Here is a 14168-nt window from a genome sequence, read left to right on the forward strand (position 1 = left end):
CAACCCAATGCTAGATGTAAACAACTTTGAATATATGAAGATCGGCCTCGCCTCTCCAGTGAAGATTCGTTCCTGGTCGCGCGGTGAGGTCAAAAAACCTGAAACCATTAACTATCGTACGCTTAAACCGGAGAAAGAAGGACTTTTTTGCGAGAAAATTTTTGGTCCCACTAAGGACTGGGAATGTCATTGTGGAAAGTACAAGCGTATCCGGTACAAAGGTGTAGTATGTGATCGCTGTGGCGTAGAAGTAACGCGTGCGAAGGTGCGACGTGAGCGTATGGGGCACATCGAGCTTGCCGCCCCAGTTTCTCACATTTGGTACTTCAAGGGTATTCCAAGTCGAATGGGTCTTGTGCTTGATATGTCTCCCCGCTCATTGGAAGAAGTGATTTATTTCGCTTCCTATGTTGTTGTTGACCCCGGTACAACACCACTGGAAAAAAAGCAGCTTCTTTCTGAAAAAGAGTTTCGGGCGAATCGTGAGAAATATGGCAAGGCATTTACGGCTATGATGGGTGCTGAAGCGATTAAGCTCTTGCTAGCTGATATTGATTTAGATCGCGAAGTAGCCTCTTTAAAAGATGAATTGAAAACAGCGCAAGGACAACGTCGTAACCGTGCAGTCAAACGACTTGAAGTTTTGGAAGCCTTTCGTTCGTCCGGTAATGAGCCGGATTGGATGGTGCTAGATGTGATCCCGGTCATTCCGCCTGAGCTTCGCCCTATGGTGCAACTCGACGGAGGACGCTTCGCGACATCCGATTTAAACGATTTATACCGCCGTGTGATCAATCGGAACAACCGTTTAAAACGTCTCCTTGACTTGGGAGCGCCAGATATTATTGTGCAAAACGAAAAACGGATGTTACAAGAAGCTGTCGATGCTTTGATTGACAACGGTCGTCGTGGTCGTCCAGTTACAGGTCCTGGTAATCGTCCGCTTAAATCTTTATCGCACATGTTGAAAGGTAAGCAAGGGCGTTTCCGTCAAAACTTGCTGGGTAAACGTGTGGACTACTCGGGTCGTTCTGTTATTGTAGTAGGTCCTAACTTACGCATGTATCAGTGTGGATTGCCTAAAGAGATGGCACTTGAGTTGTTCAAACCATTTGTAATGAAGGAACTTGTTGCAAAAGGCCTCGCACATAATATCAAGAGTGCCAAGCGGAAGGTAGAGCGTATTCACCCTGAAGTATGGGACGTATTGGAAGAAGTGATTAAGGAGCATCCTGTTCTCCTAAACCGTGCACCTACGCTTCACCGATTAGGTATCCAAGCGTTTGAGCCTATTCTGGTAGAGGGACGCGCGATTCGCTTGCATCCACTTGTATGTACCGCATATAATGCTGACTTCGATGGTGACCAAATGGCGGTTCACGTGCCATTATCTGCTGAAGCACAGGCGGAGGCTCGCTTACTGATGCTAGCCGCACAAAACATCTTGAATCCGAAAGATGGAAAGCCTGTTGTTACCCCTTCTCAAGATATGGTATTAGGTTGCTACTACTTAACGGTACAAAAAGATGGCGAGAAGGGTGAAGGCACGGTCTTCCATTCTGTAGGAGAAGCGATCAATGCTTATCAACAAGGATACATTTCGCTTCACACCAAAGTGGCCATTCCGGCTCATGAAGTGGGAAAAACATGTTTTACTGAAGAACAAGAAAAGGCCTTACTTGCGACTACAGTTGGAAAACTCATTTTTAATGAGATATTGCCACCTAATTTCCCTTATATTAATGAACCAGGTACAGAAAACTTTTACGGTACACCCGATCATTACTTTATCTTTGAAAAAGGAAGTAACGTAAAAGAATTTCTACAAAAATTACCTGATCCTGGCGCATTGAAAAAAGGACATTTAGGTGCGATTATTGCTGAGATTTTTAGACGTTTTGGAACGACTAAGTCTTCTGAAACACTCGATAAAGTGAAACAACTAGGCTATAGCTATTCTACACGTGCAGGGCTTACGATTTCGGTTTCGGATGTGGAGGTGCCGGATGAAAAACCAGCCATTTTGGCAGAAGCACAGGAAAAAGTAGACCTGGTGATGAAACAGTATCGCCGTGGATTAATTACAGATGAAGAACGCTATGAGCGTGTCATTTCAACATGGAGTCAAGCGAAGGAATCGATTACTGAAGTTTTGATGGACAACATGGGGATTTATAATCCGATCTACATGATGGCTAACTCCGGTGCGCGTGGTAACGTTTCACAGATTACACAGCTAGCGGGAATGCGCGGTTTGATGGCCAACCCATCAGGTCGTATCATGGAACAACCGATTCGAACCAACTTCCGTGAAGGTTTAACCGTACTTGAGTACTTTACTTCTACTCACGGAGCGCGTAAAGGTTTGGCCGATACGGCACTTCGTACTGCAGATTCCGGGTACTTGACACGTCGTCTGGTTGACGTAGCACAAGATGTTATTGTGCGTGAAGACGATTGTCAGACTGATAAAGGCTTCCATGTTGCGCGGATTTCCTCAGGAAATGAAGTCATCGAAGGCTTATATGACCGGATTGTCGGTCGCTATTCGTTCCAAACGATTCGTCATCCGGAAACAGGTGAAGTGATTGTTGGACGTAATGCCTTGATTGATGAAGATAAGGCGTCTCAAATTATGAATGCGGGTATCGAAGAACTCGTTATTCGCTCGGTCTTAGCTTGTCGCACCAAGCATGGGGTTTGTAAGAAGTGCTATGGTCGTAACCTTGCACTCGGTACAAAAGTTGAAATTGGTGAAGCGGTTGGTATTATCGCTGCCCAGTCTATTGGTGAGCCGGGTACACAGCTTACCATGCGTACCTTCCATACAGGAGGGGTTGCGGGTGATGATATCACGCAAGGTTTACCGCGTATTCAGGAGCTATTTGAGGCACGTAATCCAAAAGGTCAAGCCATTATTAGTGAAATTGCAGGTGAAATCACGGATATTCGTGAAGTGAAAGAGCGTCGCGAGATCGAAGTGCAAGGCACTGTAGAAGCCAAAGTACATGTAGTACCATACGGATCACGCTTAAAAGTGGATGTAGGGGACGCTGTGGCTGCTGGTGATGAATTAACCGAAGGATCAGTTGATCCCAAGGAATTACTAGGCGTAAAAGGCATTACAGGTGTTCAGAATTACTTACTACAAGAAGTACAAAAAGTTTATCGTCTACAAGGTGTAGAAATTAACGACAAGCACGTGGAAGTTATGGTAAGGCAAATGATGCGGAAAGTGCGTATTACAGATGCAGGGACCACTGATCTACTACCAGGTTCTGTAGTCGATATTCATGACTATGAAGAAGCCAACAAGAAAGCATTACTCAGCAAAGGGGACCCCGCTGTTGCGAGACCGATCTTGCTTGGTATTACAAAAGCTTCACTTGAAACAGAATCCTTCTTGTCAGCAGCATCTTTCCAAGAGACAACACGTGTCTTGACTGATGCGGCAATTAAAGGTAAAGTGGATAAATTGCTCGGTCTAAAAGAGAATGTTATCATCGGGAAATTGGTTCCAGCAGGAACCGGTATGTCTCGTTATCGTAATTTGAAAATGAGACTTGCAAATGAAGCGATTAGTGAAGAAGATCTAGCGTCAAAAGAATCTGTGCTTATTGACTAATTTTCATAGTTGACTTTGCTAAAAGCCGATGGTAAACTGTTTTCGTGTGCTTGTGAATTAATCACTTTGGAGGGCTGCGGATGTCTTATGAAAAAGTGATGCAGGCAAGTTTGCTCGCGATTGGATCTAAGCAAACGAAAAAAGCAGTCGAACAACTGACAGCACAACATGTCGTATTGGCAACAGATGCTGATTCGCACATTACTGAAGAAGTTGTTTCGAGCTGTAAAGAATATGGAATCCCATATTCCTTTGTAGACGCGATGAAAGAACTCGGGAAAGCAGCAGGAATTGATGTGGGGGCAGCTTCCATAGCGATCTTAGAGTGAAATGAACGACATATATATAGGAGATCAAGGATTTGAGGGCCCGCAAATCCTTGATCTCTACCTAAAATTCTGACGTTCATTTTTGTGATCATAGATGACACTCCTGGATCTGTGGTCTTGAATAAAAAAGAAAGAAGGAGGTGGACAGTCATGCCAACAATTAATCAGCTCGTACGCAAAGGTCGTAAAAGCAAAGTTGTGAAGTCAAAATCACCTGCTTTGCAATATGGCTACAACAGCATGAAAAAGGAAATTGTTCCTCAAAACTCACCACAAAAACGTGGAGTTTGCACACGTGTAGGAACAATGACACCAAAGAAACCAAACTCCGCGTTACGTAAATATGCGCGTGTACGTTTGACTAATGGTACTGAAGTTACGGCTTATATTCCAGGAATCGGACATAACCTACAAGAACACAGTGTTGTACTTGTTCGTGGTGGACGTGTAAAAGACTTACCTGGGGTACGTTACCATATCGTTCGTGGTGCGCTAGATACTGCTGGTGTACAGAACCGTATGCAAGCTCGTTCTAAATATGGTGCAAAACGCACAAAAAAATAATGATGTCATGATCCTCACAATTGCGTAAAAACAATGAGGAAAAGGAGGGGAAATCTATGCCACGTAAAGGTCCAGTACCTCGTAGAGATGCACTACCAGATCCGATTTACAATAGCAAGTTGGTTACCCGTCTGATTAACCGCTTAATGCTAGATGGTAACAAAGGAAAAGCACAACGTATTCTTTACGATGCATTTAACTTAATTCAAGAACGTACAGGCAATGAACCAATGGAAGTATTTGAGCAAGCATTGAAAAATGTAATGCCAGTACTTGAAGTAAAAGCACGTCGTGTAGGTGGATCAAACTACCAAGTACCGGTAGAAGTGAAACCAGAACGTCGTACAAGTTTAGGTCTTCGTTGGTTAGTGAGCTATGCGCGTTTGCGTAATGAAAAAACCATGCAAGAGCGTTTAGCAAATGAAATCTTAGACGCAGCAAGCAATGGTGGCTCTGCAGTGAAAAAGAAAGAAGATGTTCACCGTATGGCAGAAGCAAACCGTGCATTTGCACACTATCGTTGGTAATCTATAAACCATATATGTGAAATTGAAGGGAGAAATTTTCGATGGCACGCGAATTCTCCTTAAGAGAAACACGTAACATTGGGATTATGGCGCACATTGATGCTGGTAAAACAACAACCACTGAGCGTGTACTATTCTATACCGGTCGTGTTCATAAAATTGGTGAGGTGCACGAAGGTGCGGCCACCATGGACTGGATGGAACAAGAACAAGAGCGCGGAATTACGATTACTTCTGCTGCTACTACTGCTCAATGGGATGGCCACCGTGTAAACATTATTGATACACCTGGTCACGTTGATTTCACAGTTGAAGTAGAGCGTTCCCTACGTGTTCTTGATGGGGCAGTTGGAGTGTTCTGCGCAAAAGGCGGCGTAGAACCACAATCCGAAACAGTTTGGAGACAGGCCGATCGTTATCGTGTACCACGTATCGCTTACGTGAACAAGATGGATATTATCGGTGCTGACTTTTACGGAGCAGTTGAGCAAATGCGTGATCGCCTTCAAGCAAACGCAGTTGCAATTCAGATTCCAATTGGTGCTGAAGATGAGTTTTTAGGATTGATTGATCTCGTTACCATGAAAGCATTGGTGTACACAGACGATCTCGGAACCACTTCTGAAGCACGCGATATTCCAGCTGAATTACAAGATAAAGCGAATGAATATCGCACGAAGCTTGTAGAAGCAGTTGCTGAACTTGATGAAGAGTTGATGATGAAATATCTTGACGGTGAAGAATTGACCGAAGAAGAAATTAAAACAACCCTTCGTAAAGGCGTTTGTAATGTAGAGATTATCCCTGTTCTATGTGGTTCTTCATATAAAAATAAAGGTGTACAGCCTTTATTGGATGCGGTTGTAGCTTATATGCCATCTCCGCTTGATGTACCTGCTATCCAAGGTGAACTACCTGATGGTACGGAAGCAGTACGTGAATCTAGCGACGAAGGTCCATTCTCAGCTCTAGCATTTAAAATTATGACAGATCCATATGTAGGGAAATTGACTTTCTTCCGCGTTTACTCCGGTACTTTAAGTTCTGGTTCCTATGTATTAAACTCTACAAAAGGAAAAAGAGAACGTATCGGTCGTATCCTTCAAATGCATGCCAACAGTCGTGAAGAAATCACTACTGTATATGCAGGAGATATCGCGGCTGGTGTTGGTCTTAAAGATACAACAACTGGTGAAACACTATGTGATGAGAAAGATCCAATCATTCTTGAATCCATGGATTTCCCAGAACCAGTAATTGAGATCGCAATCGAACCTAAAACAAAGAGTGACCAAGATAAAATGGGTGTAGCACTTGCAAAACTTGCAGAGGAAGACCCGACATTTAAAACACACACCGATGAAGAGACAGCTCAAACCATTATTCGTGGTATGGGAGAACTTCACCTTGATATTATCGTAGATCGTCTAAAGCGTGAGTTTAAAGTAGAAGCAAACATTGGTGCACCACAAGTTGCCTACAAAGAAACTTTTCGTGGATCTGCAAAAGTTGAAGGTAAGTTCGTCCGTCAATCCGGTGGACGTGGACAATTTGGTCACGTTTGGGTAGAATTCGAGCCACTTGAAGAAGGCGGCGGCTTTGAGTTTGTGAACAAGATTGTAGGTGGGTCAGTACCTCGTGAGTACATCCCAGCAGTACAATCAGGTATTGAAGAAGCAATGCAAAATGGTGTTGTAGCCGGATATCCACTTGTTGACGTTAAAGCAACCTTAGTGGATGGTTCATACCATGATGTGGATTCTTCTGAGATGGCCTTTAAAGTTGCAGGCTCACTGGCACTAAAAGCAGCGAAGTCAAAATGTAAAGCTGTCATTTTAGAGCCAATGATGAAAGTGGAAGTTACGGTTCCGGAAGAATTTATGGGCGATGTAATGGGAGATATTAACTCTCGTCGCGGACGTGTGGAAGGTATGGAAGCACGTGGCGGTGCCCAAGTAGTTCGTGGGATCGTACCACTGGCTGAAATGTTCGGCTATGTAAACAACTTACGTTCCCGTACACAAGGTCGTGGAACATTCTCCATGCAATTTTCTAACTATGAAGAAGTACCGAAAAGTGTAGCGGAAGATATTATGAAAAAAGCTTCCGTTAAGTAATATTATTTTAAGAGAACACAGGTGAAGTGGTCACTTTATGCAATCACTTCCCGGTTTTCTATACATCACATCATATGAATGGTAATTAGGGAGGATATAGATCATGGCAAAAGCTAAATTTGAGCGTAGTAAACCTCATGTGAACATTGGTACAATCGGTCACGTTGACCATGGTAAAACCACTTTGACTGCTGCAATTACAACTGTACTTGCAACAAAAGGTGGAGCAGAAGCGACTGCTTATGACCAAATCGATAAGGCACCAGAAGAAAGAGAGCGTGGAATCACCATTTCTACAGCTCACGTAGAGTACGAAACAGAAAATCGTCACTATGCACACGTAGACTGCCCAGGTCACGCTGACTATGTTAAAAACATGATCACCGGTGCTGCACAAATGGACGGAGCAATCTTGGTTGTATCTGCTGCAGATGGTCCTATGCCGCAAACACGTGAGCATATCGTACTTTCTGGTCAAGTAGGTGTACCTTCAATCGTTGTTTTCTTGAACAAAGTGGACATGGTTGATGACGAAGAGCTATTGGAACTTGTAGAGATGGAAGTACGTGAACTTCTTTCTGAATATGACTTCCCTGGTGACGACCTACCAGTTATCTCAGGTTCTGCTCTTAAAGCTTTAGAAGATCCAAACGGTGAGTGGGCTGACAAAATTGTTGAACTTATGAACGCTGTTGATGAGTACATCGAAGAGCCAGAGCGCGATATCGACAAAAACTTCCTCATGCCTGTAGAGGACGTATTCACCATCACAGGTCGTGGTACAGTTGCTACCGGACGTGTAGAGCGTGGAATCATTAAAGTTGGGGACGAAATCGAAATCATCGGGATTACTGATACTCGTAAGTCAGTATGTACCGGAGTTGAGATGTTCCGTAAATTGCTCGATCAAGCACAAGCTGGTGACAACATCGGAGCACTTCTTCGTGGGGTTGAGCGTAAAGACATCCAACGTGGTCAAGTACTTGCTAAACCAGGTAGTGTGACACCACACACCAAGTTTAAAGCTCAAGTATACGTTCTTTCCAAAGACGAGGGTGGACGTCACACACCATTCTTCTCAAACTACCGTCCTCAGTTCTACTTCCGTACAACTGACGTAACCGGTGTAATCAACTTACCAGAAGGTACCGAAATGTGTATGCCTGGTGACAACATCGAGATGGAAGTAAACTTGATTGCTCCTATCGCGATTGAAAACGGAACTCGTTTCGCTATCCGTGAGGGTGGACGTACCGTAGGTGCTGGTTCCGTAACTGAAATCATCGAGTAGTATCCAACTACTTCACATAGAGAAAGACCTCGAATTAGCGCTGATTCGAGGTCTTTTTTTAATTGTTTTACCGGGTTTTTATTTAGAGAACCTTCTATTAAAATATCCAAACCATTTCACATGTAATTACTCTTTAAATATGAAATTTATGGTTAATTTTATTTTAAATGTTATAGATTAATTTGGAAGAGGGTCTAATACGGCTATTTTTTTATCTGTAATGACCCCTTAACCGACGAGTTGCGCCAATACATCTTCCATGTCAAGTGATCTTACTTTAATGACATCTACTTGGCTTTTCTCTAAGTAAGCTAAGGTTTCATTTGCTTGCTTTGTTATGACAGAGTATGGGGCTTCGTTTTGCATGGCTACCACACCGGGAATTTCCGTTTGTACTGGCGTGGGAAGCCATATTTGTTTCCAGTTACTGATGAGTTGGTCTTTCTCGTATTGTCCAATTTGTTTCCCATTGTGAATGAGGATAATAATATCAGCTAAACGCTGAATTTCGTCAATATGATGTGATGTAATGAGTAGCGTACGCTCTCCTTGCTCCATCCATTCTACTAAATAATCTAGCATGAACTTTCGTGATTTAAAATCAATACCATTGGTAGGTTCATCTAAAATCATAAACGGACAGTTAGATGCCATTGCTAATACAAATTGCAACTTCTTCTTTGCTCCGGTAGATAATTTCGCATATTTCTCCTCTTTTTTAAGTTCAAATTGGGTCAATAACTTTAGCACAATGGCATCATTCCAGTTGGGGTACCACATCCTTGCAAACTGACAAAAGTCACCCACTTTCCAATTTGCAGGTCCATCAAATTCGGCAGGCATATAACAAACGTTTTGCTTAATAAACTGCTCGTTGTGCGCTGCTTGCTTGCCAAACCAAGTGATCCTTCCCTGGTTTGGTTTTAAATGTTGGGTAAGTGTTTGAATGAGGGTTGTCTTTCCAGATCGATTAGGTCCAACGAGTCCATAAATATAACCTGCTTCAAATTGCAAATTGATGGGACCGAGCTCAAAACTACCAATATTTTTAACCATCGATTCGATTTTAATCATCAATTATTCATCCTTTTGAGATATGATTTGTTTTTGTACGTGTGTTAAGATTTCATTTTTTGTATAGCCTAATTTCTGAGCTTCTGTAAGCAATTGGTCGATCATACCAGCTAGTTTGGTTTCTTTATATTGTTCGACATGTGCAGGATTGTGACTAGCCACAAAAGTTCCTCTACCTTGCTTGGTAATGATTAAGCCATCCGCTTCTAAATCCTGATAAGCGCGTTTGACTGTAATGACACTACAAGATAAATCTTTTGCTAGGGTGCGAATTGAAGGTAAAGCAGTACCAGCAGGTAAGTATTGGTTCAATATGAATTTCTGAATTTGTGTTTTAATTTGATCATAATAGGCTTGGCTTGACTCCGTGTCTAAATGTATGGGTAACTTCATGGCATCACTTCCAAATTTATATCGCTAAGTCTCTCTTCTTTAATTTCTGGATGGCGAATCGATATGAAACATAATAAATTATAAATGAAATGGGGAGGGTTATAAAAGTTTGCATCGTTTCGGTTTCAGCTAAGTCGATGATATAAAAACCCCATAGCCAGTTGTGTATCATTGCTGTGTATAAAGAGATAAGCATGATGATTATCCAAGAGATTAATATAAACTTTGAGTAGTGCTTTAGCGAGTAGTTTAATTCCATATAGAGATAGAGTGAACAAAAAAGCAGACTAGAAGAAGCTAATAAAACAATTAAATAAATATAAGACGAAAGTGACATAGGGATTAAATCGAACGAATATATAAGCGCGCTACCTAAAATAAAACACAATGCCCATTGTACTAGGGTATGTAGATAGCGACTTGCTACAATAGCAGATGTTTTTATGGGAAACAAGTTGAGAAAAATGAGTTCCTTAGTCGATTGGTCACGTTTAATCAGATCTAAAGAATTATACATCCGCTTTCGATTGACGGAGGAATTAAACAACAAACTAAGCATGCCAAAATTGATAAATAGAACAAGGTACGGTGATTGAAGGAACTGAACAGGCATCTGGTTGTTCATCATTTTGGTCGATCCCACAACCGGAAATAACAACAAAAACGTAACAAGTGATATTAATCCGGATCCCCAGTTATTTTTGATTTCTGAAAGCGTTAATTGACGTGTTTCTTTACTCATCATAAATAATCACCTCTGTTTATAGTGTGCATATACAATATATACACTATAACCAATAAATTTGTAAAGGGAAACTTTAAAATTTAGTTTTTCTTCAGTATTTGAATCGGCATAAGGAATTAGCATTTAGTCAAAGTGGTCTTACAAAAAGTCTTCTTACTTAACATTAGATAAAAACCTCTATTCTTGCATATAGATAAAAAAAGTTGTGAGAGGAGCTTTCTTATGTCTCTTTGTGTCTGGGATGAGCATCAATTTTGGACGATGATATTACAAGACCATGCTCGCTTCGTCATTGATTTCACTTCAGGGAAAGAAAAATATTGGGTGGAGACAGCGGATCAATATGTAACGGCATTTGGAAGGTTGAGGAAGCAACTAGGTGCGATTCCGAGAACGGCAACAGCAAATCGTCCGGAGATGATTCAGTTTGCAAGGGAAGCATATCCGATTGCCTATCATTATTATTTGTTTGAAGGTAGCATGCAACACGCCCGCCTGAAAAATCAAGTGGTTACGACGTTACATCCTTCCTATTTCACAGGTACGCTGGGTGAAAACAGGGAGTACATGCGTCTTTTATCCTATTACTGCTATGGTTTAGATGCGAAGCCGCAAACCTTGATTCAATTACTTGATTTATGGCTACTCGATCAAGTGGGACACTCTGTATTACTGGAAAAAGCGTTAGACTCAATTGAAGGAGAAGATATTGAAATTACGAGGCAATTTAATCGCCGGTTTCGATTGCTACTAACTCAGTCTCGTATTTTTGGTCAATTTGAAGAGTTTACAAAACCCGGCTTTCCCCGTCAACTTCAGCTCGCGCGAGATGCAGCAACCGCAGTAAAGGAATTTTACCTATTTTTTCAAAAAATAATGAATGATTACAAAGGTGAAACCGTGCTAACCGGGACTACCCTTCGTTTTATTGAGCATCATTTACCAGAAGCATGCTATTTTCTTTATAAACTTTGTGCTTTTGTGCCGGATATCTCTATCCCATCCGATTGCTCATTAACAGAGCCTGACTTTCCGCCAGAATGATAGGTAAAGTAACTGTAAAGCTAGTTGAATCATGTAAAAAACGGTTACATAGTTGTTTTTGCTAGGATGCTTATATAAAACCAGAAAAAAACGTCTTCGTATCTATACGATTACCAAATGATATTTAAGGCGCTAATCGTTTAACCTCGAGCTAGAGGAAATGTCTAAATTTTGGCCTCATGTTTAGCGTTAAGAATGGAAGCTCAAAAAATAATGCCCCATTTTTTAAGGAGAATATGCTTCAGTCTTGACTAAAACAAATTCTCCTCTATCTTGTTACTGCTACTTGGTGAATATCTAGTATACGGATTAGATGAAGTGGTTTAACTTTTAACATGTATAAAACAAATCCCCAAAAAACCAACAAAAATACTTGCATCTGTTCGATTTTTTATATATAATCGTGAATGTTGTCATGAACAGCGATGATACGAAAGGTTGCCGACACACCCGGCCCCTTTGCCATGGCCAGGGCGGGATAATTTTCGTGGAGAAGTTCATTTTGAAAATGAACGAGAAGGAGGGGTAACAATGGCAAAGCAAAAGATTCGCATTCGCTTAAAAGCTTACGATCACCGCGTATTGGATCAATCATCCGTAAAAATCGTAGATACTGCGAAACGGACTGGAGCTGGTGTATCAGGACCAATTCCACTTCCAACTGAGAAGTCTGTATATACGATTTTGCGTGCGGTTCATAAATATAAAGATTCTCGTGAGCAGTTTGAAATGCGCACTCATAAGCGTTTAATTGACATCATTAATCCTACTCAGCAAACTGTAGACGCATTGATGAGATTGGATCTACCTTCTGGTGTTGATATTGAAATTAAATTGTAATGTCGATTTCGAAATGGTAGGAGGTGTAGAAGGTGAAAGGTATTCTTGGTAAAAAGATTGGAATGACACAAGTCTTTAAAGAAGGCGGAGTGGTTGTACCAGTTACAGTTGTTGAAGCTGGACCATGTGTCGTTCTACAAAAGAAAGAATTAGAAACCGATGGCTATGAAGCGATTCAGATCGGATTCAAAGAGAAGAAAGAACACCGTGCAAACAAACCTGAACAAGGTCATGCCAAAAAGGCAGATGCTAAACCTCATCAAGTCGTTCGCGAGGTTCGCGATGTAGAGATGGACAAGTATGAGCTAGGTAGTGTTCTGAAAGCAGATCTTTTCGCTGCGGGTGAGTTTGTAGATGTGACAGGTACATCAAAAGGTAAAGGGTTTGCTGGGGCGATCAAACGTCACAACCAATCCCGTGGACCAATGAGTCACGGTTCCCGTTACCATCGTGGACCAGGTTCTTTAGGTGCTACTGATCCAGCTCGTGTATTTAAAGGTCAAACCTTACCAGGACGTATGGGTGGAGAGCGTGTAACGCAACAAAACCTTGAAGTGGTTAGTGTAGATACTGAAAATAACTTGATCTTGATTAAAGGTGCAGTACCTGGACCTAAAAATAGCTACCTTATGATTAAGGCAGCAACCAAAAAAAGTGTTTAATTGTGTAGAGAAAGGAGGAGCATTCCATGCCTAAACTATCCGTATTAGATAGAAGCGGAAAAACAGTAGGGGATATCGAACTAGCTGAGAAGATCTTTGGTATCGAGCCAAATAAAGCTGTGTTACACGATGCAGTCGTGATGCAACAAGCATCTTTGCGTGCTGGAACACATGCTACGAAAAACCGTTCAGCAGTTCGTGGTGGTGGACGTAAGCCAAGACCACAAAAAGGATCTGGACGTGCGCGTCACGGTAGTACACGTTCCCCAATCTGGGTTGGTGGTGGTGTAACATTTGGCCCACAACCACGCAGTTATGCATATAAATTACCAAAGAAAGTTCGCCGTTTGGCAATTAAGTCAGCACTTTCTTCTAAAGTAAAAGCTGATGAGATCGTGATTTTAGATCAGCTTACAATGGAACAACCTAAAACAAAGGAGTTTGCTCAAATTCTAAAGAATTTAGATGCAAACACCAAAGCTTTGGTGGTTACAGATCACTTAGAAGAAAACACTGTGAAATCCGCACGTAATATTCCTGGTGTAAAGTTAATTTCCGCTACAGGATTAAACGTATTGGATGTTCTGCACTATGATAAATTGATTCTCACTAGCAAAGCAGTAACGCTTGTTGAGGAGGTGCTAGGCCAGTGAAGGACCCACGTGATATTATCCGTCGTCCAGTCATCACGGAAGCATCTACCGAGTTGATGGAAAACAATAAGTATGTGTTTGAAGTAGACATTCGCGCAAACAAAGTTCAAGTCAAAAAAGCAGTTGAAGCGATCTTTGGTGTGAAAGTTGAAAAAGTAAATACACTTCGTTTACCTGGTAAATTGAAGCGGTATGGTCGTTACAGTGGTCGGACGCCTGAAAGAAAAAAAGCAGTAGTTCAACTTGCTGAAGGTAGTAAACCGATTGAAATATTTGAAGCTTAATGACTAAGTAACAAAGGAGG

General features: G+C 41.7%; 14 protein-coding genes. 11 read left to right on the forward strand and 3 right to left on the reverse strand.

What is annotated here, in order from left to right:
* Window positions 1–7 precede the first annotated feature (7 nt).
* The 6 genes from rpoC (at window position 8) to tuf (ending at window position 8453) form a co-directional block, all read left to right on the forward strand.
* Complete coding sequence (gene rpoC / locus IC619_RS13125; protein WP_191140660.1) at window positions 8–3625, forward strand: DNA-directed RNA polymerase subunit beta'; 3618 nt, start codon at window positions 8–10, stop codon at window positions 3623–3625.
* An 80-nt stretch (window positions 3626–3705) separates the two neighbouring features.
* Complete coding sequence (locus IC619_RS13130) at window positions 3706–3954, forward strand: ribosomal L7Ae/L30e/S12e/Gadd45 family protein (RefSeq protein WP_191140659.1); 249 nt, start codon at window positions 3706–3708, stop codon at window positions 3952–3954.
* A 150-nt stretch (window positions 3955–4104) separates the two neighbouring features.
* Window positions 4105–4518, forward strand: coding sequence for a 30S ribosomal protein S12 (gene rpsL / locus IC619_RS13135; RefSeq protein ID WP_191140658.1), 414 nt, complete (start codon window positions 4105–4107; stop codon window positions 4516–4518).
* Window positions 4519–4574: 56 nt separating this feature from the next.
* Complete coding sequence (rpsG, locus tag IC619_RS13140; RefSeq protein WP_191140657.1) at window positions 4575–5045, forward strand: 30S ribosomal protein S7; 471 nt, start codon at window positions 4575–4577, stop codon at window positions 5043–5045.
* Window positions 5046–5086: 41 nt separating this feature from the next.
* Window positions 5087–7162, forward strand: a complete 2076-nt coding sequence (gene fusA / locus IC619_RS13145; protein ID WP_191140656.1) for an elongation factor G — start codon at window positions 5087–5089, stop codon at window positions 7160–7162.
* 103 nt (window positions 7163–7265) lie between these two features.
* Entirely contained in the window at window positions 7266–8453 is a 1188-nt protein-coding gene (gene tuf / locus IC619_RS13150) for an elongation factor Tu (protein ID WP_191140655.1), read from the forward strand.
* Between the two features lie 228 nt (window positions 8454–8681).
* On the opposite strand, the gene IC619_RS13155 is transcribed toward tuf, so the two are convergent.
* The 3 genes from IC619_RS13155 to IC619_RS13165 are packed head-to-tail and all read right to left on the reverse strand — an operon-like array spanning window position 8682 to window position 10662.
* Window positions 8682–9527 carry an ATP-binding cassette domain-containing protein gene (locus IC619_RS13155; protein WP_191140654.1) on the reverse strand — a complete coding sequence of 282 codons (846 nt, stop codon included), beginning with the start codon at window positions 9525–9527 and terminating at the stop codon, window positions 8682–8684.
* Window positions 9528–9530: 3 nt separating this feature from the next.
* Window positions 9531–9920: a GntR family transcriptional regulator gene (locus tag IC619_RS13160; protein WP_191140653.1), complete on the reverse strand. Its 390-nt coding sequence runs from the start codon at window positions 9918–9920 to the stop codon at window positions 9531–9533.
* 16 nt (window positions 9921–9936) lie between these two features.
* On the reverse strand, window positions 9937–10662 hold the full coding sequence (locus IC619_RS13165; protein WP_191140652.1) for an ABC-2 transporter permease: 726 nt from the start codon (window positions 10660–10662) through the stop codon (window positions 9937–9939).
* A gap of 225 nt (window positions 10663–10887) precedes the next feature.
* On the opposite strand from IC619_RS13165, the gene IC619_RS13170 reads away from it, so the two are divergent.
* From IC619_RS13170 to rplW, 5 genes are all read left to right on the forward strand, one after another.
* Window positions 10888–11709, forward strand: coding sequence for a DUF2935 domain-containing protein (locus IC619_RS13170; RefSeq protein ID WP_191140651.1), 822 nt, complete (start codon window positions 10888–10890; stop codon window positions 11707–11709).
* A 531-nt stretch (window positions 11710–12240) separates the two neighbouring features.
* Window positions 12241–12549 (forward strand): 30S ribosomal protein S10, encoded by a 309-nt coding sequence (rpsJ, locus tag IC619_RS13175; RefSeq protein WP_191140650.1) that lies wholly within the window; start codon window positions 12241–12243, stop codon window positions 12547–12549.
* Window positions 12550–12581: 32 nt separating this feature from the next.
* The gene (gene rplC / locus IC619_RS13180; RefSeq protein WP_191140649.1) at window positions 12582–13211 is read left to right on the forward strand and encodes a 50S ribosomal protein L3; all 630 of its coding nucleotides are present in this window, start codon (window positions 12582–12584) and stop codon (window positions 13209–13211) included.
* A 26-nt stretch (window positions 13212–13237) separates the two neighbouring features.
* Window positions 13238–13864 (forward strand): 50S ribosomal protein L4, encoded by a 627-nt coding sequence (gene rplD / locus IC619_RS13185; protein ID WP_191140648.1) that lies wholly within the window; start codon window positions 13238–13240, stop codon window positions 13862–13864.
* Complete coding sequence (gene rplW / locus IC619_RS13190; RefSeq protein WP_191140647.1) at window positions 13861–14148, forward strand: 50S ribosomal protein L23; 288 nt, start codon at window positions 13861–13863, stop codon at window positions 14146–14148. The genes rplD and rplW overlap by 4 nt, the downstream gene beginning before the upstream one ends.
* Window positions 14149–14168 lie beyond the last annotated feature (20 nt).

It is taken from the genome of Polycladospora coralii (genome assembly GCF_014773435.2).
Lineage (GTDB): Bacteria > Bacillota > Bacilli > Thermoactinomycetales > Thermoactinomycetaceae > Polycladospora > Polycladospora coralii.